We start from the raw sequence: 1,106 nt of genomic DNA on the forward strand, positions 1-1,106 counted from the left end.
CGACGGCACTTTGTGGCTCATGGTGCTGCTTCTGCTGATTAATATAGTTGGCAAGCTGGCGCCACTCTTGTTTCGTCAGTTGCGAATCTCGCCTCTCACGATAGGTGAGATAGGAAAATGCGCTGATTTTTTCAATCTCAACATGATCCGAGACTTGATTGAAACTCAGCATATTTAAGTTTTGAACATCACCGTGAGAAAGCGTAATTTGATCCAAAAGCGCGCGTGCAGAAAAATACTCTTTGTGCGCTTGCAGCGTGATGCTCTCTTTGTTCCAGCTGCTGATTCGAAATGGCCCAGTACCGATATGATATGAATAACCCGAGCCAAAAGAGGCCGTGTCTCGACACAATATTGAGGCATGTGGCGTGGCTAACATGTATGGAAAGAATTGGTTTGCGCGTTTGAGCACTATCTTCAAGCAGTTCGGTGTTTCGGCTGTAACGGTTTCAATGCATTGCCAGAGCTCATAAACCGGTCCTTTAATTTGCTTGAGTCTTTCTAAACTCCAAACCACGTCGTCTATGCTCAGAAGCTCACCATCATGACGAAAAATGCCCGGCCTTAACCATAACGTCATGACGTTTTCTTCCATTTTCCATTCATGCGCTAAAGCGGGCTCAATGCCACCATTGGAGTTTTGTGTTAGCAGCCCATCATAAACACTTTTGACTACGTGTAATTCGGTATGACGGAAGGTCTCTGCGGGATCGATATTTGACACCCACGGATAAGAAGAAATAAGAATGGCGTTTTTAGACTCATTCAGCTCGTTCACTTTTTCCGATGCAATCGTAAGCGAACGAACCGCCGTTTGGCCGAACCAATCGATAAGCTTTGTTATCGAATTCATTCTGCCCCTAGCAAGCTCTTCCACCAAAAACTCGGTCATCGCTTGTTGCAAAGTAATGGTGATACTCAAGCGGCTTGGGTTGCTTCGCCCAATCGCCGGTTGCCAATCCACCCAACCGTAAGCCGCCAGCTTTTTCATCACAATGGAAACGTTACGTCTGGACGTGCAAATCACAGATTCGAGTTCGCTAAGCGTCACTAAATGATGCTTATGCGGTTCAAAATGTTTGAGCAGAAAATCTAAATATCTAAGA

The 1,106-nt window shown here is 45.5% G+C and carries 1 protein-coding gene; it reads right to left on the minus strand.

What is annotated here, in order from left to right; all coding sequences use genetic code 11:
- Positions 1-1,106, minus strand: a 1,106-nt coding sequence (locus tag R7127_RS26755) for an ABC transporter substrate-binding protein (protein ID WP_318148743.1), incomplete at both ends; no start/stop codon positions are given.

The sequence above is a fragment of the Vibrio sp. 1159 genome, from assembly GCF_033340395.1.
GTDB classification, from domain to species: domain Bacteria; phylum Pseudomonadota; class Gammaproteobacteria; order Enterobacterales; family Vibrionaceae; genus Vibrio; species Vibrio alginolyticus.